This is a genomic window from Agrobacterium sp. D14 (genome assembly GCF_001526505.1).
Classification (GTDB): Bacteria; Pseudomonadota; Alphaproteobacteria; order Rhizobiales; family Rhizobiaceae; genus Agrobacterium; species Agrobacterium leguminum.
On record NZ_ASXX01000015.1, the window covers coordinates 1 to 22,248 of the forward strand.

Annotated in this window: 15 protein-coding genes; 6 read left to right on the forward strand and 9 right to left on the reverse strand. The window is 59.9% G+C overall.

What is annotated here, in order from left to right; genetic code table 11:
* Window positions 1–317 precede the first annotated feature (317 nt).
* The gene (locus tag L901_RS11730; RefSeq protein ID WP_059756793.1) at window positions 318–2,264 is read left to right on the forward strand and encodes a M23 family metallopeptidase; all 1,947 of its coding nucleotides are present in this window, start codon (window positions 318–320) and stop codon (window positions 2,262–2,264) included.
* Window positions 2,265–2,351: 87 nt separating this feature from the next.
* On the opposite strand, the gene clpB is transcribed toward L901_RS11730, so the two are convergent.
* The 6 genes from clpB to L901_RS11760 all read right to left on the reverse strand — a co-directional run bounded on the left by clpB (window position 2,352) and on the right by L901_RS11760 (window position 12,314).
* Window positions 2,352–4,976, reverse strand: a complete 2,625-nt coding sequence (gene clpB, locus L901_RS11735; RefSeq protein ID WP_059756796.1) for an ATP-dependent chaperone ClpB — start codon at window positions 4,974–4,976, stop codon at window positions 2,352–2,354.
* 366 nt (window positions 4,977–5,342) lie between these two features.
* Complete coding sequence (locus tag L901_RS11740; protein ID WP_059756798.1) at window positions 5,343–6,122, reverse strand: DUF4167 domain-containing protein; 780 nt, start codon at window positions 6,120–6,122, stop codon at window positions 5,343–5,345.
* A 396-nt stretch (window positions 6,123–6,518) separates the two neighbouring features.
* Window positions 6,519–7,388: a peptide chain release factor N(5)-glutamine methyltransferase gene (gene prmC / locus L901_RS11745; protein WP_059756801.1), complete on the reverse strand. Its 870-nt coding sequence runs from the start codon at window positions 7,386–7,388 to the stop codon at window positions 6,519–6,521.
* Window positions 7,385–8,464, reverse strand: a complete 1,080-nt coding sequence (gene prfA, locus L901_RS11750; protein ID WP_059756804.1) for a peptide chain release factor 1 — start codon at window positions 8,462–8,464, stop codon at window positions 7,385–7,387. Before prfA ends, prmC begins: the two co-directional genes overlap by 4 nt.
* Before the next feature lie 130 nt (window positions 8,465–8,594).
* A complete protein-coding gene (gene ptsP / locus L901_RS11755) occupies window positions 8,595–10,862 on the reverse strand; it encodes a phosphoenolpyruvate--protein phosphotransferase (RefSeq protein ID WP_059756808.1) in 2,268 nt (755 codons plus the stop codon).
* Between the two features lie 174 nt (window positions 10,863–11,036).
* A complete protein-coding gene (locus L901_RS11760; RefSeq protein ID WP_003522538.1) occupies window positions 11,037–12,314 on the reverse strand; it encodes an aspartate kinase in 1,278 nt (425 codons plus the stop codon).
* A gap of 390 nt (window positions 12,315–12,704) precedes the next feature.
* Between L901_RS11760 and L901_RS11765 the strand changes: the two genes are divergently transcribed.
* Window positions 12,705–14,552, forward strand: coding sequence for a DEAD/DEAH box helicase (locus L901_RS11765; protein WP_059756811.1), 1,848 nt, complete (start codon window positions 12,705–12,707; stop codon window positions 14,550–14,552).
* A gap of 273 nt (window positions 14,553–14,825) precedes the next feature.
* On the opposite strand, the gene L901_RS11770 is transcribed toward L901_RS11765, so the two are convergent.
* Both L901_RS11770 and nspC read right to left on the reverse strand, forming a co-directional pair.
* Window positions 14,826–16,064, reverse strand: coding sequence for a saccharopine dehydrogenase family protein (locus L901_RS11770; protein ID WP_059756814.1), 1,239 nt, complete (start codon window positions 16,062–16,064; stop codon window positions 14,826–14,828).
* Between the two features lie 60 nt (window positions 16,065–16,124).
* Window positions 16,125–17,222 (reverse strand): carboxynorspermidine decarboxylase, encoded by a 1,098-nt coding sequence (gene nspC / locus L901_RS11775; protein ID WP_059756815.1) that lies wholly within the window; start codon window positions 17,220–17,222, stop codon window positions 16,125–16,127.
* Between the two features lie 273 nt (window positions 17,223–17,495).
* Here nspC and L901_RS11780 point away from each other — a divergent pair, with 273 nt between their 5' ends.
* The 3 genes from L901_RS11780 to galE all read left to right on the forward strand — a co-directional run bounded on the left by L901_RS11780 (window position 17,496) and on the right by galE (window position 19,453).
* The gene (locus L901_RS11780) at window positions 17,496–17,840 is read left to right on the forward strand and encodes a YqjD family protein (RefSeq protein ID WP_003522534.1); all 345 of its coding nucleotides are present in this window, start codon (window positions 17,496–17,498) and stop codon (window positions 17,838–17,840) included.
* Between the two features lie 10 nt (window positions 17,841–17,850).
* Window positions 17,851–18,288: a hypothetical protein gene (locus L901_RS11785; protein WP_003508754.1), complete on the forward strand. Its 438-nt coding sequence runs from the start codon at window positions 17,851–17,853 to the stop codon at window positions 18,286–18,288.
* 181 nt (window positions 18,289–18,469) lie between these two features.
* A complete protein-coding gene (galE, locus tag L901_RS11790) occupies window positions 18,470–19,453 on the forward strand; it encodes a UDP-glucose 4-epimerase GalE (protein ID WP_035239308.1) in 984 nt (327 codons plus the stop codon).
* Between the two features lie 105 nt (window positions 19,454–19,558).
* Here the strand turns inward: galE and L901_RS11795 are convergent, their stop codons facing one another.
* Complete coding sequence (locus L901_RS11795) at window positions 19,559–20,134, reverse strand: PRC-barrel domain-containing protein (RefSeq protein ID WP_059756996.1); 576 nt, start codon at window positions 20,132–20,134, stop codon at window positions 19,559–19,561.
* A 235-nt stretch (window positions 20,135–20,369) separates the two neighbouring features.
* Here L901_RS11795 and L901_RS11800 point away from each other — a divergent pair, with 235 nt between their 5' ends.
* Window positions 20,370–22,094 (forward strand): sensor histidine kinase, encoded by a 1,725-nt coding sequence (locus L901_RS11800; RefSeq protein ID WP_059756819.1) that lies wholly within the window; start codon window positions 20,370–20,372, stop codon window positions 22,092–22,094.
* Window positions 22,095–22,248 lie beyond the last annotated feature (154 nt).

A 22,248-nucleotide genomic window follows, 5' to 3' on the forward strand; every position in this document is an offset into this window, starting at 1 on the left:
GATATGTACCTGATTGTAAAAGGGAATTTCGTTTTCATGAGCTTATCGGCATAAAAAGACGCAACCACACTCCTGGTTTTGCACAGGAGAACAGGCCGCCGGGCGTCAAGGCAGGGCTCGCGCCTTCTTTTAGCCCCCTTCCTCGCTAATTGCTTCGTCAACGAAGCGTTAATACGAGACATGCCTGCGCGTGTCCTTATATGGGCTGCTGCGACATGTCCCGCTGGTGCGTCGACCGATTTGACTCCCAGCTTTGAAAGTTGCACACCTTCGCCTGAAGTTTCTGGAGAGCGCATGACCGACGGGGCACAGCTGGTATGACTGCGGATCGCAATGTGATCCGGTCGCTAGGCACAGAACCGCCAATTCTGGCGGAAGGGCGCCGTGCACCCGATCGTCGCGAAATTTCGCTCCGATGGCTTTCCGGCACGTTCCTCACCGGCATTACCTCTTCCATATTGATGGGCGTGGCGCTGTTTGCCGCTCTTGACGGTCGCCAGCAGCTCGCCATTCCCGCCGAAGCCTTCGCGAAGGCGGATATGGGCAACAATGCCACGGAAGCCGCCCGTCGCGGAACGCGCCTCGTCGCACCGAATATCGCGGCCCGGCCGTCCGACCGGTCGATCATGGAAGTTTCCACCGTCATCAATGAAGGCGACAAGGAAGTGGTCCGCAAGGTCCCCTTCTCCCACGTCAAGATTCCGCTGGCGTCAAATTACGCCAAGCAGGATGACTATCCCGCCTTCGATCCCCTGAATATTTTTGCGAGCAACGAGGACAAGGACGCATCGGCACCCGCGCCAAGCCGGACGGGAACGATCTATGGCTCCGAGGTTGAATCCGAAGTCAGCCTGAAGACTGTCGCCTTTCCCGTCCAGCATTCCAAATATGCCTTCGCCGGCTCCTTGAGCTTCGACGAGGTCGAGGAGGCGGTGCGCTCGAACGGTTCGATCCTGACGGATGGCAACGAACAGCTGGCCGCGCTCTATTATATCGACCCACGCCGTTTCGATAATGACGACGGCGATGTCGACATTACCGCGGGCCTTGCCGCCCGTGTCGTCGAACAGAACATGTCGGTCTCGACCCCGCAGTCCGCTTCGGTGCCTATCAAGGAATATGCCGACGACGTGATCCCTGCCCGCCAGACCGAAACCATCGAGGCCGCCCTTTTCGGCGCCGGCTATTCGAAGGCGCAGTCCTCGGAAATCGCTGGGCTGCTATCGCCGCAAATCCAGTCGAACAATGTCGAAAGCGGCGATGTGCTGCGCGTCGGCATTATTCAGGAAGACGAGAAAAGCGACATCGTGCGCGTCAGCCTTTACCGCAAGGGCCGGCACATGGTCACCATGGCCATCGATGACAGCAAGCGTTTCATCAAGGCCAGCGAACCGCCGAAGCTCGATGCCGTGGCGACCGCCTTCGACAGCACCCCGGCACCTGCCGCCGGACGCGATCTGCCGAGCGTTTATGACGGGGTCTACCGTGCGGCTCTGGCCTACGGCATGAACCAGGGCATGGTTTCGCAGCTCATCAAGCTTCTGGCCAGCAGCGTCGATTTTCAGGCTCAGCTCAAGCCGGCGGATACGCTGGAAGCCTTCTTCTCCGTGGAAGACGCGGATGGCAAGGCGACGGACAAGTCGGAACTGCTCTACGTCAACGCCAAGTTCGGCGACAACGAGACACGTTTTTACCGGTTCCAGAACCCGGACGACAACAGCATCGATTATTTCGATGAAAACGGCAAAAGCATCCGGCAGTTCCTGTTGCGCAACCCGGTTCCGAACGGCCGCATGACATCCGGTTTCGGCATGCGCCGTCACCCGGTTCTGAAATTCAGCCGCATGCATACCGGCACCGACTGGGCCGCCGCCCGCGGCACGCCGATCATCGCGACGGGCAATGGCACCGTCGAAAAGGCCGGATGGGCCTCCGGTTACGGCAACCAGACGCTGATCCGCCATGCCAATGGCTATGTCTCTTCCTATAACCACCAGAGCGCCATCGCCAAGGGTGTCACCGAAGGCGCAAAGGTCCGGCAGGGCCAGGTCATCGGTTATGTGGGATCGACCGGCCTTTCGACCGGCGCGCATCTGCATTACGAGCTGATCGTCAACGGCACCAAGGTGGATGCGATGAAGGTACGCCTGCCGGGCGGCAAGTCGCTTTCCGGCGAGGCGCTGGCGCGTTTCTCCGATGAGAGAAAGCGCATCGACAATCTGCTGAATATTGACGAAAAGCCCAATCAGGTGGCGAGCCGCTGATCTGCGGAGAGACCCGAACGACAATCCCGGTCATGTGAAAAGGGCCCGGTCATATAAAAAGGGCTCCGTTTCCGGAGCCCTTTCATTTTATGCCGCATCGGCCGTTTCAGCTTCGGCCTCGCCCTTTGCGGGCTTGACCTTGAACAGCAGCCGGTCCGTGCCCGAGGTCACCTTGACCCGCGATCCATCCGGGACTTCGCCACCGAGGATCATTTCGGCAAGCCTGTCCTGAACCGCCTTCTGGATCACCCGCTTCAGCGGACGCGCGCCGTAAGCCGGATCGTAACCCTTATTGGCAAGCCAGTTGCGGGCATCCTCATCCAGTTCGAGCGAAATCTTGCGATCGCCGAGCAGCGAGATGAGGCGCTTCAGCTGGATTTCGACAATTGCACCCATTTCGTCGCGCCGCAGGCGGTGGAACAGGATGATATCGTCGATACGGTTGAGGAATTCCGGCCGGAAATGCGACCGGACCCGCTCCATCACCAGGTCACGAACCGAATCCACATCGTCATTGTCGCCCATCTGCGTCATGAATTCCGAACCGAGGTTCGAGGTCATGATGATGATGGTGTTCTTGAAATCGACGGTGCGGCCCTGGCCGTCCGTCAGGCGGCCGTCATCCAGCACCTGCAAGAGGACGTTGAACACGTCCGGATGCGCTTTTTCGATCTCGTCGAACAGCACGACCTGATAGGGCCGGCGGCGAACCGCTTCGGTCAGGGCACCGCCCTCTTCATAACCGACATAGCCGGGAGGCGCACCGATCAGCCGGGCAACGGAGTGTTTCTCCATATATTCCGACATGTCGAGGCGAACCATTGCGGTTTCGTCGTCGAACAGGAAGCGAGCGAGCGACTTGGTCAGCTCGGTCTTGCCCACGCCCGTCGGGCCGAGGAAGATGAACGAACCGATCGGCCGGTTGGGATCCTGAAGACCGGCGCGCGAACGGCGAACCGCCTTGGAAACCGCCTGAACGGCCTCGCCCTGCCCGACAACGGACTTGGCAAGCTCGTCTTCCATGCGCAGCAACTTTTCGCGCTGGCCTTCCAGCATCTTGTCGACCGGAATGCCGGTCCAGCGGGAAACGACATGGGCGATATTGTCCGCCGTCACCACTTCCTGAACCATCGAGCCGGCACCGCTGCTATCGCGGGCTTCCGCCGCAGCCAGTTCCTTTTCGAGACCCGGAATGATGCCATAGGTCAGCTCACCGGCGCGCTGGAACTGGCCGTTGCGCTGGGCAATCGCCAATTCGTTGCGGGCTTCGTCCAGCCGCTTCTTGAGGTCTGCGGCATGGCCGAGCTTCTGCTTTTCCGCCTGCCAGCGGGCCGTCAGCGCATCCGCCTTTTCTTCCGTATCGGCCAACTCGTCCTCGAGCTTCTTGAGGCGGTCGGCGGACGACTGGTCCGTTTCCTGCTTCAGGGCTTCGCGCTCGATCTTGAGCTGAATGATGCGGCGATCCAGTTCGTCCAGTTCTTCCGGTTTTGAATCCACCTGCATGCGAAGACGCGAAGCGGCTTCGTCCATCAGGTCGATTGCCTTGTCGGGCAGGAAGCGGTCGGTGATATAGCGGTTGGAAAGCGTCGCAGCCGCAACCAGGGCCGAATCCGAGATACGGACCTTGTGGTGCTGTTCGTATTTTTCCTTCAACCCGCGCAGGATCGAGATCGTGTCCTCAACGGTCGGCTCATCCACAAGAACGGGCTGGAAACGGCGGGCAAGGGCCGGGTCCTTTTCCACATGCTTGCGGTATTCATCGAGCGTGGTGGCGCCGACGCAGTGCAACTCGCCACGGGCAAGCGCGGGCTTCAGGAGGTTGGACGCATCCATCGCACCATCGGCCTTGCCGGCGCCGACCAGCGTGTGCATCTCATCGATGAACAGGATGATGCCGCCATTTTCGGCCTGCACCTCATTGAGCACAGCTTTCAGACGCTCTTCGAACTCACCGCGATATTTCGCACCGGCGATCAGCGCGCCCATATCGAGCGCCATCAGCTTCTTGTCCTTCAGGCTTTCCGGCACGTCGCCATTGACGATGCGCAGCGCAAGGCCTTCGGCAATCGCCGTTTTACCGACGCCCGGTTCACCGATCAGCACGGGATTGTTCTTGGTGCGGCGCGAGAGCACCTGAATGGTGCGGCGGATTTCGTCGTCACGACCGATCACCGGATCGAGCTTGCCTTCGCGGGCCTCTTCCGTCAGGTCGCGCGCGAACTTCTTCAGCGCATCGAAGCCCTGTTCGGCATTGGCGCTGTCAGCCGTGCGGCCCTTGCGGATATCGTTGATGACCTGATTGAGCGCCTGCGCGGTTGCGCCGGCCTTCTTCAGGGAAGCCGAAGTGGTGGCGGAACTTTCAATCGCAAGCGCCTGCAGCAGACGCTCGACAGTGACGAAACTGTCGCCGGCCTTCTTGGCGAGATCTTCCGCGGTCGAGAACACTTTGGCGAGCGGCGCGGTGAGAGAAAGGCCGCCATTGCCGCCGGAAACCTTGGGCAATTTCGCCAGCGCCGCATCATTGGCAAGGCGCGCTTCCTTGGCATCGCCACCGGCCCGCTCGATCAGCGATGCCGCCATGCCCTGCTCGTCATCGAGCAGAACCTTCAGAACGTGTTCGGGCGAAAACTGCTGATGGTTTTCCGCCAGCGCAAAGGTCTGTGCCGATTGCAGAAAACCGCGAACGCGCTCAGAGTATTTTTCAATATTCATAGTCGAACCTCCATAGACCGGCCCGCCCGCTTTCGGCACGGCTCCGGGTGTTAGGGTTGAGGCTCCCTCAAAAGGCAAGCCCCGCTGCGACAGCCGTGCTTAAAGGATTTCACGATTGCCGCCTCTCGACGGTCGGTTGCCGGCGAATGCGGCTTCCGTCCGTCCTGCACGAATATGGGAGGCATTTTCATCGGTTTAAAGGGGAGAAAATCCACCGTCCGGGAAATTTTCATATGATTTGACAGGCATCAATTCGCCACATGAAATCACGTGGATTGCTGGCGGAATGTTCATAACCAAGCACCAAAAGCAAAAAACTCCGGCAGGCCGGAGTTTTTCGATCGCAGAGTGATTTGCAGAAGCTGCTTATTCGGCAGCGTTCTCAAGCGTGGCAGGTGCAGCGTCTTCACCGGCCGGCGCATCTTCGCCTTCGGCGCCTTCCGCAGCGGCGGTGCGGCGCGGGCGGCGCTGGCGCGGTCCGGTTGCACGGCGCGTCTTCGGTGCGCGTTCGCCCGCCGGAGCTTCCGCCTGCTGCTGCTCTTCCTCAACAGCCACTTCCATGGGCGTGCCTTCGATGACGGGCTGCGGCGCCTGGCTGGCGTCGTATACCGGCGGCGGCTGTTCGGCGGCTACCTGCGGCTGGCGCGGCTGACGCTCGCGGCGGTCCGGGCGCTCACGACGCTCCTGGCGCTGTTCGTTCCGCTCAGTACGCTCCTGACGTTCCGGCTGCTGCGCGCGCTCGGCCTGTTCGGCCTGCTGCTGCGGTGCAACGACGCCTTCATCGCCGTCGTTCACATCCATATCGTCGCCATCGGCAGCATTGTACTCGCCGCGGTCGTCGCGCTGGAAACGTTCCTGCATCTGGGCCTGAGCCGAAGCGATGATGCGGTTATAATGTTCAGCGTGCTGCAGATAGTTCTCAGCGATCACGCGGTCGCCGGAACTCTGCGCGTCGCGCGCCAGAGCCGCGTATTTTTCCGCTATGTGCTGGGCTGTGCCACGGATTTTAACATCGGGGCCGGAACTGTCATAAGTCCTGGTGAGCGGGTTGCCGCCCTTGCGGTTGAAGTTGTTGTTACCGCCACCATTGTTATTGTTGTTGTTTCCACGCCCCCGGCCGCGCTTGTTTTGCTGTCCTGGCCTCATCAATTGCTCACCTGAATTCTGTTTTGCTGACAATCTGGTTGTTTTCATGCAATTCCGGGCGGAAAACCGCTGGAAATTTTTCCTGAAATTGCTCCATCACGCGCCTTGCCGAAGATAACCCCAGGGCAAGACCTCGCGTATGACGACCGGCTGCGCAAATGCTGCACCGAGCCGCCTGCGAACAAAGTTTACTGATTCACATGCCGGAAACGCCCAGCCTTTCAGGGCTCTTTAAAGAACCCGCTTCGGGACTGACCCATACCCTGACGAATCTGTGTTCGTCCTCAGCCACCCGGCATGTGGCCGCAAACTATCCCGCTTCCTGCGGAAATCCAAGCCTTTTCTTTTGCTGTGCAAAATATCCTTGCAAAAAATCCGCAGACATATCGCGAACAACTATCTCCGGAAGGTCAAAACTCTGTCGTTACCGCCATAATCCTTCACGGCGTCCAGAAGAGAGAAGCCGTGGGAAGCAAATATAGCGGAAACATCAAGCCTTTGATCGAAACCGATCTCCACACCGACAATCCCGTTTTCCACAAGAAAGCGGCCTGCATCGGCAGCGATGAGGCGGTACGGTGCAAGGCCGTCCTGACCTCCATCCAGCGCCGCCATCGGGTCGTGGATACGAACCTCCTGGTCAAGCGTTGCGACGATATCAGTCCTTATATAAGGCGGATTCGACACAATTATGTCAAAGCGGCCAGAGATTTTTTCAAACCAGTCGCTGCGGATGGCCTCGAAGCGCCCGCCGAGATCGTTTCGGGCCGCATTCCGGGCCGCCGTTTCCAGCGCATCGGCGGAAATGTCGCTGCCGATGCCGGTTGCTTCGGGGCACTCCTTCAACAGCGCCAGACAGATCGCGCCGGTCCCGGTGCCCATATCCAGAATGCGGGCGTTGCCCTTGGCGGAAACGGCTTTTTTCAGCGCCGGCAACAGGGTATCAACAAGAACCTCCGTATCCGGCCGGGGTTCGAGCGTCTCCTTTGATAAAAGAAGGTCGAGGCCATGAAATTCCCGGTGGCCGAGAATACGATGAACGGGTTCGCCATTCGCCCGTCTTTCGATCATGGCGGCAATACGGGCGCTTTCTTCCGGCGTAATGACACGATCAGGCTTCATCACGAAATCGGTCAATGAAAAACCGACAACCTCCGCAATCAAAAGCCGCGCATCGAGAAGCGGATCGGCAATCCCCGCCGCCTGCAGCCTTTTGCGGGCTGCGGCAAGCGCGTTCGCAACACTCGCTTCAGCCGCCGTGCTCAAAGCTGTTCGCCGAGCTGTGCAAGCTGCCCCGCCTGATAGTCGGCGATCAGCGCATCCACAAGTTCATCGATCTCGCCTTCGATCATCCGGTCCAGCTTGTAGAGCGTCAGGTTGATGCGGTGATCGGTAACGCGGCCCTGCGGAAAATTATAGGTGCGGATACGCTCGGAACGGTCGCCGGAACCAACCTGGCTCTTACGGTCGGCCGAACGTTCGCTATCCACTTTCTGGCGCTCGATGTCGTAAAGGCGCGAGCGCAGAACCTGCATGGCCTTGGCGCGGTTCTGATGCTGCGATTTCTCCGAGCTGGTGACGATCAGGCCCGTCGGTAGATGGGTGATGCGAACGGCGGAGTCGGTGGTGTTGACGTGCTGGCCGCCCGCACCCGAGGCTCGCATCGTGTCGATGCGAATGTCTTCCGGGCGGATTTCGATATCGATATCTTCCGCTTCCGGCAGCACAGCAACGGTGGCAGCAGACGTGTGGATACGGCCGCTCGCTTCAGTTTCCGGTACGCGCTGCACCCGGTGCACGCCGGATTCGAATTTCAGCTTGGAGAACACCCCGCGCCCGCTGATCGTCGCGATAATTTCCTTGTAGCCGCCCGCTTCGCCCTCGCTTGCGGAAAGCACTTCCACCTTCCAGCCCTTGGTCGAGGCGAAACGTTCATACATGCGGAACAGATCACCGGCGAAGAGCGCGGCCTCGGACCCGCCGGTGCCGGCGCGAATTTCGAGAATCGCGCTTTTTTCGTCCGCCGCATCCTTCGGCAGCAGCAGGACCTGCATGTCCTTTTCAAGCTCGCCGATGCGGACCTCGACCTCCGGCAGCTCCATTTCCGCCAGGTCGCGCATATCCTTGTCGGTCGACTTGTCGGCCAGCAGCGCCTCCAGATCGGCGGCCTCGGAAACCGCCTTCTCGTAGTCGCGGATTTTCTTCACCACCGGCTCGAGTTCGGAATATTCCGAAGCCAGCTTCACATAGACATCCGCAGCAGGCCCGGCCGACATACGCGCTTCGATCTCACCGAAGCGTCTTTCCAACTCGCGCATTTTTTCGACGGGAAGCTTCGCCACCAGTCACTCCAATAATGAAACAGGTCTTTTAGAGCGTTTTCGCTTTTCTTCGAAACGCGAAAACGCTCTAACTTTTTACTTTAACGCATTTCCGGACGGAAAACCGGGGTCCACTTTTCCTGGAAATGCTCTAAATGGGAATGGAATGCGTCGCGGCAAAGCGTAACAACACCTCGCGCGCGCTTTCCAGCGAATTATGGTCGTCCAGCGCCGCGTTCAGCTCTTCGGCAAGGCGCGCGGCATCGAGCCCGAGCAGCATGGCCTTGACCGGACCGATGGCCGTCGGCGACATGGAAACAGAACGGAAGCCGAGGCCGATCAAAGCCATGGCCGAAAGCGGCTTGCCCGCCATTTCGCCGCACAGCGTGACCGAGGTGTGGTGCCTTTCGCCGGCGCGGACGATATCGCGCAGAATGCGCAGGAACGGCTTGCCGAGATTATCGAAACGATCCGAAACACGCGCATTGCCGCGATCGACCGCCATCGAGAACTGGAACAGGTCGTTCGAACCGACGGAGACGAAATCCACCTCCTGCATCAGCTCATCGAGCTGCCACATCAGCGATGGCACTTCCAGCATGGCGCCGAATTGCAGCTTCTTCGGCAGCGCGTGGCTGAATTTCGAAAGATGCTGCACTTCCTTCTGCAGAAGATCGCGAGCGGCGCGGATTTCTGACACTTCCGTCACCATCGGCAGCATCATGCGCAGCTCGGCGCCCGAGGCGGCACGGAGCAGCGCGCGCATCTGCGTGCGCATCAGGCCCGGCCGGTCGAGCGACAGGCGGATCGCCCGCCAGCCCAGTGCCGGGTTTTCCTCTTCCTGACCGCGCATATAGGAAACGACCTTGTCGCCGCCGATATCGAGCGTACGGAAGGTGACGCTCTTGCCCTTCGCCTGCCGCAGAACGGAGCGGTAGAACGCCTCCTGCTCCTCGCCCTTCGGCATGTTGGAGGCGATCATGAATTGCAGCTCGGTGCGGAACAGGCCAATGCCGTCAGCGCCGGATTCGTCGAGCTGCGGCAGGTCCACCAAAAGGCCCGCATTCATCTTCAGATTGACCTTCTGGCCATCCTTGGTGATCGGCTCGACGTTGCGCAGCGCGCGGAACTGTTCCTGCCGCTTGGCGCGCAGGCGCACCTTTTCTTCATAGGCACGCTGCAAATCCGACATCGGGCGCAGATGCACCTGACCGTCATCGCCATCGATAATGATGGGATCGTTGTTTTCCGCCAGAGCGACGATACCGGTCGCCTGCCCGATGATCGGAATGCCCATGGCACGCGCGACGATGACGACATGGCTCGTCACCGCGCCGTCTTCAAGCACCAGACCACGCAGTTTTTCACGCGGGTAATCGAGCAGTTCGGCAGCACCCATGGCGCGCGCCAGAACGATGGCGTCGAGCGGGAAATCCTGCTCCGGCCCACGACCGCCAAAACCGATCAACTGCCGCAGCAGCCGGTTGGCGAGATCGTCGAAATCATGCATGCGCTCGCGCAGATAGGGATCGGTCAGGCGCATCATGCGCGCCTTGGTATCGCTCTGCACCTTCTCGACCGCCGCTTCCGCCGTCAGGCCGTTGCGGATCGCCTCTTCCATGCGCCGCACCCAGCCCTGGTCGTGGGCGAACATGCGGTAGGTTTCCAGAACCTCGCGGTGCTCACCCTCGGTCGGCACATCGCGACGCTGCAGCATATCGTCGATGGAGAGACGCAGCGAACCGATGGCATCGGCAAGACGCCGGATTTCCGTATCGGCATCTTCATTGAGCAGATTGGTGACGACGATGCGCGGATCGTGCAGCACGACGTGGCCAAGACCGATGCCTTCGCCATAGCCGTCGCCATCGATGGAAACGGCGCGCGTCAGATCCAGCTCCACCCCAGGGCGGGTGATCTTCTTCAACTCGCCGCTCGCCACTATTTCGGCAATGAGCATCGCGGTTGTCTCAAGCGCTTCCACTTCATCCTCCCGGTATGTTCGGCTGGCCTTGTTCTGGACCACAAGAACGCCAAGAGTGCGACCGGAACGCAAAATCGGCACGCCGAGGAAGGAATGATAAATTTCCTCACCGGTTTCAGGAAGATAGCGGAAAGCGGGATGCGCCTGCGCATCGGAAAGATTGAGAGGTTGGGCGGAAGCGGCGATGGTGCCGACAAGACCCTGCCCCATTTTCAGCTGGGCAAGATGCACGGCATCCTTGTTCAGACCTTCGGTCGCGTAAAGCTCGAGCACGCTGTCGGAGCGCAGCACATAGACCGAGCAAACCTCCGCCACCATGTTGCTGGCAATCTGACGGACGATCTGGTCCAGACGGTCCTGCGGTTCAAGGTGCTCCGCCATCATTTCGCGCAGCCGCTTGAGCAGGACGCGCGGACCTGCGGAAAGGTCTCTCATCGCGTTTGCTCCCCGACACTTCCGATCCGAATGTCATAATATTCGAGAATCAAAAGGTCATTTAAAAATTTATAGCGCGAGAAGCGCGTCCCGCAAGGGACACGCTTTCATGAAACGCCACATCGGAAGAACGCAACTCCGAAGAATCGGAGCATCGGGAACCGATGTCTCGGCTTAGCTCTTATCGAGACCGTAGGCGGAATGCAAAGTGCGAACCGCAAGTTCGGCATAGGCACCGTCGATCAGGATCGAAATCTTGATCTCGGAGGTGGTGATCGCCTTGATGTTGATGTTCTTCTCGGCAAGCGCCTTAAACGCGCTGGCGGCGACGCCGGCGTGGCTGCGCATGCCGATACCGATGACCGAAACCTTGGCAAGACCGGTCTCGTTCTGCGCGACGTCGAAGCCGATCTGGGCCTTGTTGTCTTCCAGAAGCTTGATCGCCTTGGCAACGTCGCCCGAAGGAACGGTGAAGGTCATGTCTGTGCGCGAACCGTCTTCGGAGATGTTCTGCACGATCATGTCGACGTTGATATGGGCTTCGGCGAGCGGCCCGAAGATCGCGGCGGAAACGCCCGGACGGTCGGCCACGCGGCGCAGCGAGATCTGTGCTTCATCCTTGGCATAGGCGATGCCGGTTACGACTTCCTGTTCCACGATTTCATCCTCGTCACAAATCAAAGTACCGGGCGGGTTGATGAGGTCGCCCATGCCCGGCGCATCGGGATCCTCGAAACTGGAGCGAACGAAGGTGCGCACCTTGTGTACCATGGCAAGCTCGACCGAGCGAACCTGCAGAACCTTCGCGCCGAGAGAGGCCATTTCGAGCATTTCCTCGAAGGCGATCTTCTTCATGCGGCGAGCCTTGGGCTCGATGCGCGGATCGGTCGTATAAACGCCGTCGACATCGGTATAGATGTCGCAACGATCCGCCTTGACGGCGGCGGCAATCGCAACTGCGGACGTATCCGAACCGCCGCGGCCAAGCGTCGCGATGCGGTTGTCCGGGCCGATGCCCTGGAAACCGGCGACAACGGCAACCTGCCCTTCACCCATGCGATGGATGATATCCGAACCGTCGATTTCGAGAATGCGGGCGGCGCCATGCGCATTGTCGGTGCGGATCGGGATCTGCCAGCCCTGCCAGGAGCGCGCATTGATGCCCATGGATTGCAGCGTGATCGCCAGGAGACCCGATGTCACCTGTTCGCCGGATGCGACGACCGCGTCATATTCGCGCGCATCGAAAAAGGAGGCGGCGTTGGCGCCGGCCACCTTCGCTGCGTTCTGCACCCAGTCCACCAGCTCATTGGTTTTGCCGGACATGGCGGAAACGACCACGGCCACTTCATGGCCGGCATCCACTTCGCGTTTCACATGCCGTGCGACATTGTGAATGCGTTCGAGGTTCGCGACGGACGTGCCGCCGAATTTCATGACAATGCGAGCCATAGCCTTGACCAGTACCATCCCATTTTCCCGCCGGCTCGTTCAAAGAGCGGACGGACAAGAACAAACCCAGTCGGCTCTTCCTGACAAAGAGCCTCAAGTTGCGGGTCTCTTAGCGAAAAGGCGGGGGGCACGCAATGCCGTTTATGAACCATGCGGTACGCCTTTTTCGCAGCATCGCTCCGGAACAATGGCGGGATGAAAACGTCGACGGGATAAAGCACCCGCAAAAGAGCGTACCGCAGTGCACTGTACAAACCGGCCCATTCGCAGTATGAGCGCGGCAATGCAACCGGCCAGATGGCCGAAATGGCCCGTATCGGCTGCCCCGGAGACTTTAGGACCTATTGGTTTCGGGCGGATGCGGGCGGCTTCATATCCGAAAGACGGTAGATGACAGACACCCAGGGTATCGCCCCGGCGATCGCGCAGGCGTTGGAAAAACGCGGCTATAAAGATTTGACCCCCGTGCAGCAGGCCATGCTTGCACCCGAACTGGCCGACAAGGATGCGCTGGTTTCCGCACAGACCGGTTCCGGCAAGACCGTCGCCTTCGGCATTGCACTGGCGCCGACGCTGCTGCCGGAGAACGGCCGCTTCGGTCAGGCTTCCGCACCGCTGGCGCTCGCCATCGCGCCGACCCGCGAATTGGCCATGCAGGTCAAGCGCGAGCTGGAGTGGCTCTATGAATTCGCCGGTGTCTCGATTGCCTCCTGCGTCGGCGGCATGGATGTGCGCAACGAGCGCCGTGCGCTTGAACGCGGCGCTCACATCGTCGTCGGCACGCCCGGGCGTCTTTGCGACCACATCAAGCGCGGCGCGCTCGATCTGTCGTCCATCCGCGCCGTGGTGCTGGATGAAGCCGACGAAATGCTCGATCTCGGTTTCCGTGAAGATCTGGAATTCATTCTGGAAGAATCGCCGGAAACCCGCCGCACGCTGATGTTCTCGGCCACCGTTCCGCGCAGCATCGCCAAGCTTGCGGAAAGCTACCAGAAGAACGCCGTGCGCATCGCCACCGCTTCCGAACAGAAGCAGCATGTGGATATCGAATACCGCGCCATGCTGGTGACGCCGGCCGACCGCGAGAACGCCATCATCAATGCGCTGCGCTTTTATGAAGCCCGCAACGCCATCGTCTTCTGCTCCACCCGTGCGGCGGTGAACCATCTGACGGCGCGGCTGAACAATCGCGGCTTTGCCGTCGTGGCCCTTTCCGGCGAACTGACCCAGAACGAGCGCACCCATGCGCTGCAGGCCATGCGCGACGGCCGCGCCCGCGTCTGCGTGGCGACCGACGTTGCCGCCCGCGGTATCGACCTGCCGGGTCTCGAACTCGTTATCCATGCCGACCTGCCGACCAATTCCGAAACGCTTCTGCATCGCTCCGGCCGCACCGGCCGCGCCGGACAAAAGGGCGTCAGCGCCATCGTGGTGCCGATCAACCAGCGCCGCAAGGCAGAGCGCCTGCTGGAAGGCGCCAAGGTCAGCCCGGCATGGGTTCGTCCGCCTTCGGCCGAGGAGATCGTCGAGCGCGATGGCGCCCGGCTTCTGGCTGACCCGTCGCTGACCGAGGCCGTGGCCGAGGACGAGCGCGATTTCGTCACTAAGCTCCTGGAACAGCATGGCGCTGAAAAGGTCGCCGCCGCTTTCGTGCGCCTGTACCACGCCGGACGTTCCGCGCCGGAGGACATCGCCGAAGTCTCGCTCGACAACAATCGCAAGCCGCGCCGCGACAGTTTCGAAACGGTCGAAAACAATGCACCGCGCCGCGAACGTTCCGATTTCGCCGACAGCGCCTGGTTTTCGCTGTCCGTCGGCCGCAAGCAGAGCGCCGAACCGCGCTGGCTGATCCCCATGCTCTGCCGTTTCGGCAAGATCACCCGCCAGGATATCGGCGCGATCCGCATGCAGCAGACGGAGACCTTCGTGGAACTGGCGGCCGATGCCGTCGACCGTTTCACCTCCGCCATCGGCAAGGACATGACGCTCGAAAAGGGCATCCGTCTGAAGGCGCTGGAAGGCAAGCCGGAAATGACCGGCGGCTTCCGCGAAGACACGCGCCCGGCCAAGGCGCAGCGGAAATTCAGCAAATCGGACAATGCAAGCGGCCCCCGCGATGACCGCAAGGGCGACGATAAGCCCTGGAAAAAGAAAAAGCCCTTCGGCGACAAGCCGAAATACGAGGGCAAGAAGGACAAGCCCTTCGAAAAGCGCGGGCCGAAGCCGACGAAGGGCTGAGGGCAACTCTGTGACTGACGACGGCAGACATACCTGCTCTCGACGTCATCCTCGGGCTTGTCCCGAGGATCTGCGACCTGTTAATTCCATTCAACGTGATTGGATCCTCGGCACAGGGCCGAGGATGACGCCGCGTAGCTGGTAAGACTCATCTTTCCATCGATTTGCGCTACACCCGTTTTGCGTCTCGCGCGGACAGATAAGCTGTATAGCCAAGAAAAAAGCCCCGCTTTCGCGGGGCTTTTCTGTTTCTATCCGTCAAGAATGCTGCGCTTAGAATTCCAGCGCGCGATCGCCGTTTTCGTCCTTGATGCGGTTCGGAAGGCCGATCTTGTTCAGAATGTTCAGGAACGGCTTCGGCGGCAGTTCTTCCACATTGGCCATCTGTTTCACGTCCCATTCGCCAGTGGCGATGAGCATGGCGGCGGCGACCGGCGGAACGCCGGCGGTGTAGGAAATGCCCTGCGAGCCGACTTCTTCATAGGCTTCCTTGTGGTCGGCCACATTGTAGATGAAGACTTCGCGCTCCTTGCCGTCCTTGATGCCCTTGACGATATCGCCGATGCAGGTCTTGCCAACATAATCGGGCGCCAGCGAAGACGGATCGGGCAGCACGGCCTTGACCACCTTCAGCGGCACGACTTCGAGACCTTCAGCCGTCTTGACCGGCTTTTCGGACAGAAGGCCGAGGTTCTTAAGCACGGTGAAGACGTTGATATAGTGATCGCCGAAGCCCATCCAGAAGCGCACATCGGCGCCGTCCATGTTCTTGGAGAGCGAATGCACTTCGTCATGGCCGGTCATATAGGCCTTCTGCTTGCCGACGACCGGAAGGTCGAATTCCTGGCCGACTTCGAACATCTGGTTCGTCTGCCACTCACCCTTCTGCCAGGAATAGACGACGCCGGTGAATTCGCGGAAGTTGATTTCCGGATCGAAGTTGGTCGAAAACCAGCGGCCGTGGCTGCCGGCATTGATATCGACGATATCGACCGAAGTGACCTTGTCGAAATAATCATCCTTGGCGAGACGCGCATAGGCGTTCACCACGCCCGGATCGAAGCCGACGCCGAGAATGGCGGTAATGCCCTTTTCCTTGCACTCTTCCGCGCGCTTCCACTCGTAGTTTCCGTACCACGGCGGCGTCTCGCAAATCTTGGTCGGATCCTCGTGGATCGCCGTATCCATATAGGCAACACCCGTGTCCATGCAGGCACGAAGAACGGACATGTTGACGAAAGCCGAACCGACGTTGATGACGATTTCAACACCGGTCTGTTTAATTAAGGCTTTCGTCGCCTCGATATCCATCGCGTCAAGCGCATGGGCCTCAAGTTTCACATCTGTCTTGAGGCTCTTCTTTTCGCGTACGGACTCGACAATCTTGCGGCACTTTCCCAAAGTCCGTGACGCAATATGAATGTCTCCCAATACATCGCTGTTCTGGGCGCATTTATGCGCCACGACCTGTGCTACGCCACCGGCGCCGATGATCAGAACGTTCTTCTTCATTTCAGGTGATGCCTCCTTTTCCCCGCAGGGATGAGCTTCGTTTCATGTTAAAAACAGGGTTTAAGACAGGCTTTGCTCGAAATCGGCAAAGTCGAATTCACGAACGGCGCGAACGGTGCCGTCCAGTTCCTTGATCGCGATGGTCGGCATCTTCACGCCGTTGAACCAGTTCTTCTTGACCATGGTGTAGCCGGCCGCGTCCTGGAAGGAGATGCGGTCGCCGACCTTCAATTCCTTGTCGAACCGGAAATCGCCGAAAATATCGCCCGCAAGGCAGGATTTGCCGCAGACCATGTAGGGATGCTCGCCCTCGTTCGGCGACACCTTGGCGGTTTCGCGGTAGATCAGCAGATCGAGCATATGCGCTTCGATGGAGCTGTCGACGATGGCGAGGTTCTTGCCGTTGAACAGCGTGTCGAGAACCGTCACTTCGAGCGTCGTGCTTCTGGTGATCGAGGCTTCGCCCGGCTCCAGATAGACCTGCACGCCGTATTTTTCCGAGAAGGCCGCCAAGCGGTCGCAGAACTGGTCGAGCGGATAATTGTCGCCGGTGAAGTGGATGCCGCCGCCGAGGCTGACCCATTCCGCACGCGACAGAAGCGATCCGAATTTCTCCTCGATCTGCGTCAGCATGCGGTCGAACAGGGAAAAATCGCTGTTTTCGCAATTATTGTGGATCATGAAGCCGGAAATGCGGTCCATGACCTTGTCGACCTTGGCGACATCCCATTCGCCCAGCCGGCTAAAGGGGCGCGCAGGATCGGCAAGATCGAAGCTCGACGAGCTGACCTGCGGGTTGAGGCGCAGACCGCGCGTAATGCCGGAGGCCTTGTCGGCGAAACGCTCGAGCTGACCGATGGAATTGAAGATGACCTTGTCCGCATTCGCAATCACCTCGTCGATTTCATAATCGGCATAGGCGACGGAATAGGCATGGGTCTCGCCGCCGAATTTCTCGCGGCCGAGACGCACCTCATAGAGCGAGGACGAGGTGGTTCCGTCCATATATTGCGACATGAAATCGAACACCGACCATGTGGCGAAGCACTTCAGCGCCAAGAGCGCCTTGGCGCCGGATTTTTCCCGCACATAGGCAATCTTCTCCATGTTGCGAAGAAGTTTTGTCTTGTCGATGAGGTAATAGGGCGTCTGGAGCATGTCGTTTCACATATTGATTGAAGTCAAGGTACGTCTCGATGATGGGCCTTATAGGATGCTTGTGACAGGAAAACAAATGTCCGGCACCGAATTCCTCGAAAATCGACCCCGAGCCGAAGTGCCATCAAGAAAACCCGTCCCGTTGCGGAACCAAGCCGGCATCGGCGCGTTTGACTGACGGACAGGCGGGTGTTTCGGCCGCCGAAACGAAGCTTCACGGACGGCGGTGATGTGTCGTCGTCCCATCAATGATGTTCAGGAAGGACCTCCCCTATGGCAAGCGTGCGTAGCAGCGTCAGCGACAAGATCCAGCAATCCCTCGAAAACGGCGATGCGGCCGATGTGGCAGCGCAGCTCGCCCAGCTTCGCGAAGATCTGGCTAGTCTTGCCAAAAGCGTGAAGGCGCTCGGCGTCGGCGCTTCGCATGAGCTGAAGGCGCAGGCCGCCCGTGTGGCCGATGACGCCCTCACCGCATCCGGAGAAATGGCCGACAGCGTTCGCAATGAAATCTCCACGCTCAACGACAACCTCACCGACCACGTCCAGAAGAACCCGCTCCAGTCCCTCGGCATCGCCGTCGGCGTCGGTTTCGTGCTCGCCCTTCTGACGCGTCGATAAGGCCGCGCTCATGCTTGAGGCATTGCTGGTCTATCTGGGGGAGACCCAGCGCGAAGGACGCGTCGTTACACGGCGATTGCGCGCGACCATAATCCTGTCGGTTCTGACCGGGATATTTTTTCTGATCGCCTTCATCGCCGCTGTGGTGGCGGGGTCCATCTATCTTGCCCGGCATGTGGGTGCAGGCCCTGCGGCGCTCGTCGTCGCCGGGACCGCGTTCCTGCTCGGCGTCATCATGCTGGTGGCGCTGGCGATCGTCAAACGCCCGAGGGTCTATGCCGCACGTCCCGCTGTCGCGCCTTTGACGGCGGCGCCGCTTGCCGCAGCGCCGCTCGCCCTGCAATCGCTGCTGACGCTGGCGATCCAGGCGCGTCCCTATGCGACGCTCGCCGTGGCTGTCGCGGCCGGTTTCCTGGCCACAAGGGTCAATACGAAAAAGTCCAAGTAATTTCTTGGCGACACGATAAGGCAAACCGCGCGTCCAGACGATGGATGCGCGGTTTTTTTTATGTTACCCGCGAAGGATAGACTGGTTGATGGCGTTACCCGCCACGCCGCCCTTATTTGAACAAAGTGACATACAGTCTCGGGCAGTCTCGGCGCGTCCGTAATTTTCTGAAAGGCAATTGATGAAGAAGAAAGTCCTTGTCGTCGGCGGTGCCGGCTATATCGGTTCGCACACCTGCCTTCTCCTGTCTGAGCGAGGATATGAACCGGTCGTTTTCGACAATCTGTCCAACGGGCATGAGGAATTCGTCCGCTGGGGACCCTTCGAACAGGGCGATATTCGCGACCGGGCGCGGCTGGACGAAGTCTTCGCCAAACACCGGCCGGAAGCCGTTCTGCATTTCGCCGCGCTGATCGAAGTCGGTGAATCGGTCAAGCAGCCCGTGGCTTTCTACGACAACAATGTCATCGGCTCGCTCAACCTCCTCTCCGCCGCCATCGATGCCGGCGTCACGGCCTTCGTTTTTTCGTCCACCTGCGCAACTTACGGGTTGCCGGAACAGGTGCCGATCGACGAGACGCACCGGCAGGCGCCGATCAACCCCTATGGCCGCACCAAATGGGTGGTGGAGCAGGCGCTGAAGGACTACAGCACCTATAAGGGGCTGCGCTCCGTGATGCTGCGCTACTTCAATGCCGCCGGCGCGGATTTCGAAGGCCGCATCGGCGAATGGCACAAGCCGGAAACCCACGCGATCCCGCTGGCCATCGAGGCCGCACTCGGCCGGCGTCAGGGCTTCAAGGTGTTCGGCACGGATTACGACACGCGCGACGGCACCTGCGTGCGCGACTATATCCACATTCTCGATCTCGCCGATGCGCATGTGCGGGCCGTGGATTATCTGCTGGCCGGCGGGGAGACCGTCGAACTCAACCTCGGCACCGGCACCGGCACCACGGTGAAGGAATTGCTGGCGGCGATTTCGGACGTTTCCGGCCGCCCCTTCCCCGTTGAATATACCGGGCGGCGCGACGGCGATTCCACGACACTCGTTGCCAATAACGACAAGGCGAAGGAGGTTCTCGGCTGGGAACCGCGCTATTCCCTGTCGGACATCATCAAATCCGCCTGGGCGTGGCATTCCTCCCGCAATGCCGGGGATTGAACAGCCGGCGAACAAACATAAAAAAAGACACCGGCCTGTTGGCCGGTGCCTCCCGCGGGACAGCTGATTGAAGCCGGTCCCGCTCCTGCCTCCCAGGGACGGGAATTAGGGCTTGGTGGCGGATGTCGTCGTGCTGTCAGGAGCCGCCGGCGTTGCCGCATTCTTTTCGCTGGCCTTCTGTTCCAGCGTCTTGAATTCGGGAGCCGCCTTCAGCGTTTCCGCCGTTTCGGTCGTGGTCAGGCGGATGGTGCCGTCCTGCGCGTTGCGCGTCATCGTTACCTTGTCCATCGGAACGGCGACGTCCTTTGCGCCGATACCCAGGAAGCCGCCGACGCCGATCACGGCCGCAACCAGACCACCGTCTTCTTCCATGATCAGGTTGGTGACGTTACCGATGCTTTCATCGGCCGCGGTATAGACCGCCTTGCCGATATAATCGTTGGCGCTGACCTGCGTTTCGCCCTGTTCGGTGAGATAAGCGCCGCCTGTCGTTGTCGCCGCGCTGTCATTGGTCGAAGGAGCAGCAGGCGTCATCGGTGTGGCAGGCGGGGTTGCCGGCTCCGTCTGCGCACTCGGATTTGCCGGCGCAGGCTGGGTGGTGCCCTGAGCGATGGCCAGCGGCGCGAAAGCCGTCGTGCCCATCAGAGCGGCAGTGACGAGGATTGTAAGTTTCTTTGCCATTTCGTACCTTCCTTTCATCGTTCTCAACTGGCCGGCGGTGATGAATTTCATGCCGCTCCTCGGCCGGTTCGTCTGGCAAACGGGTTGGTCGTTGAAATAGTTCCGATTTTTTCAATCACACTGACGCAATTGTGGCCTGCCGCAACAACCGAAGGTAAAAATCAGGCATTGCTAAAGGGGGACGGCACGGTATTATCCGTGTCGTAACAATGCCATAACTGCCGGAGTTTTTTGTATGCCTCGACCCGGCGACAGACTGAAAGACATGATCTCGGCTTTGCGTCGGCGCAGTGCGAATTTTTTCCCGACCGCCTCCATCGGCACCTATCTGGTGGTGATGGCTACCGTCATTACCCTGCCGCTCATTCTTTTCGGCGGCTATCTGATGCTGCGCCTCGAGGCGGAAAAACGCGACGACCTGCAACGGGAAACCATCGAGGATGTGCGGGTGGTCTCCCGCAACATCGACCGCCGCCTGCAGGAAATCGCCACCTCGCTCAATCTCCTGTCGCAATTCCCGGAACTTGAGAGCGGCAACCTCGCCGCGTTTCAGGGGCGCGTCGCCGACAGTCTGAAGCGGGAGGGCCTTTACGCCATTCTCGCCACCAAAGATGGCCAGCAGCGTCTCAATACGCGCGTGCCCTATGGCCAGCCGCTCGGCAAGGTGCCGGCGGAAGCCAATCTGGCCAGGGCGATCGACTCCCGCCGCATCACCGTCTCGGACATGTTTTTCGGCTCGACCAGCAAGGAATGGGTGTTCAACGTCACCATGCCGCTCGGCCCGGACCTGGATCCCGCCGGAGACGCCCTGATCCTGACGCAGAATACCAGTGACCTGAGCCGGCTCATCCCCACGGAAAACCTGCCGCGCAACTGGGCGGTCGCCATCATTGACGGCAACAACCGCGTTGTCGTCTCAAGCGCGCCCGAAGAGGCCGAAGTGGGCAAGCCGTTTGTCACCCCCGACGTCCTTTCGGAAATGCAGGCCTTCAGCGGCAATTTTTTCGACGGCAAGGGTAACCTCTATGCCTATGCTCAATTGCCGGGCTGGCAATGGAAGACGGTGATGTGGGGGCCGCTCGCCGCAAGCCAGGCGGCGCTGATAGACACCTGGCGGCAGATGATGATCGGCAGCCTGCTGCTGGTGCTGATTGCCATTGGCGGCGCCTATCTGGTCGGCCGGCAATTGCGCAGCTCCATTCGTGACCTGACCCTGATGGCCGAGCGCATCGGCGAGGGCGAGATCGTCGCACCCGTCGATACCAAGATAAAGGAGGCCAACCAGGTCGCCATCGCGCTCTCCAATGCGTCCTTCGACAGAAGCCAGTCGGAAGAGCGACTGCAACTGCTGCTGCACGAGCTGGTTCACCGTTCCAAGAACATTCTGACGCTGGTTCAGGCGATGATACGGCAATTGGGACGCGAAAATAAAAGCATTCCGGAATTTCAAAAGGAGGTCGATCACCGCCTGCGAGGCCTTGGAATGTCTATCCGGGCTCTGGCGGAGGTTCAATGGCAGGGTCTGCCGATCCGCAAGCTGATCGAAACCCACCTCGATGTTTTCGGAACCGTGGCGCAGCGCATCATGCTGGTGGGAGACGATTTCATGCTTTCCCCGGAAGCGGCACAGAATTTCGGTCTGGTGATCCATGAGCTGACGACGAATTCCATCAAATATGGCTCATTGTCGGTCCCATCGGGAAAAATTACCCTGCGCTGGCAGTCGCTTGAAAAAGACGGGCGGCAGATGATCCATCTCGTCTGGACCGAAACGGGCGGACCGCCGGCCAGAGAACCGAGCCGCAAAGGCTTCGGCACCACTGTCATCAAAAGACATGCGGAAGGCGCCTTCGGCGGGCAGGTGCTGACGGAATATCGTGAATCCGGCTTCGAGTGGTCGCTGGAAGCGCCGATGCGTTATTTCACGCCCAAACGATCGGAACAGACGGGCACGCATTGAGGCCGAGACTTGCGGACCTATCCGCCGTGCAGACGACAAAAAGCCGGGGCAAAAATGGCCGGTATTTTGCGCAATGTTAAAAAAATGCATTTTTTGGGAACCGAATCCGGTCGAGCGTGTTTTTACTGCAGGCCAAGCAATTCCCCCGTCCCCG

Coding starts and splice junctions, on each gene's coding strand:
- L901_RS11730 (WP_059756793.1), top strand. CDS start 318: ATGACTGCGGATCGCAATGTGATCCGGTCGCTAGGCACAGAACCGCCA.
- clpB (WP_059756796.1), bottom strand. CDS start 4,976: ATGAATATTGAAAAATACTCTGAGCGCGTTCGCGGTTTTCTGCAATCG.
- L901_RS11740 (WP_059756798.1), bottom strand. CDS start 6,122: ATGAGGCCAGGACAGCAAAACAAGCGCGGCCGGGGGCGTGGAAACAAC.
- ptsP (WP_059756808.1), bottom strand. CDS start 10,862: ATGAGAGACCTTTCCGCAGGTCCGCGCGTCCTGCTCAAGCGGCTGCGC.
- L901_RS11760 (WP_003522538.1), bottom strand. CDS start 12,314: ATGGCTCGCATTGTCATGAAATTCGGCGGCACGTCCGTCGCGAACCTC.
- L901_RS11765 (WP_059756811.1), top strand. CDS start 12,705: ATGACAGACACCCAGGGTATCGCCCCGGCGATCGCGCAGGCGTTGGAA.
- L901_RS11770 (WP_059756814.1), bottom strand. CDS start 16,064: ATGAAGAAGAACGTTCTGATCATCGGCGCCGGTGGCGTAGCACAGGTC.
- nspC (WP_059756815.1), bottom strand. CDS start 17,222: ATGCTCCAGACGCCCTATTACCTCATCGACAAGACAAAACTTCTTCGC.
- L901_RS11780 (WP_003522534.1), top strand. CDS start 17,496: ATGGCAAGCGTGCGTAGCAGCGTCAGCGACAAGATCCAGCAATCCCTC.
- L901_RS11785 (WP_003508754.1), top strand. CDS start 17,851: ATGCTTGAGGCATTGCTGGTCTATCTGGGGGAGACCCAGCGCGAAGGA.
- galE (WP_035239308.1), top strand. CDS start 18,470: ATGAAGAAGAAAGTCCTTGTCGTCGGCGGTGCCGGCTATATCGGTTCG.
- L901_RS11795 (WP_059756996.1), bottom strand. CDS start 20,134: ATGGCAAAGAAACTTACAATCCTCGTCACTGCCGCTCTGATGGGCACG.
- L901_RS11800 (WP_059756819.1), top strand. CDS start 20,370: ATGCCTCGACCCGGCGACAGACTGAAAGACATGATCTCGGCTTTGCGT.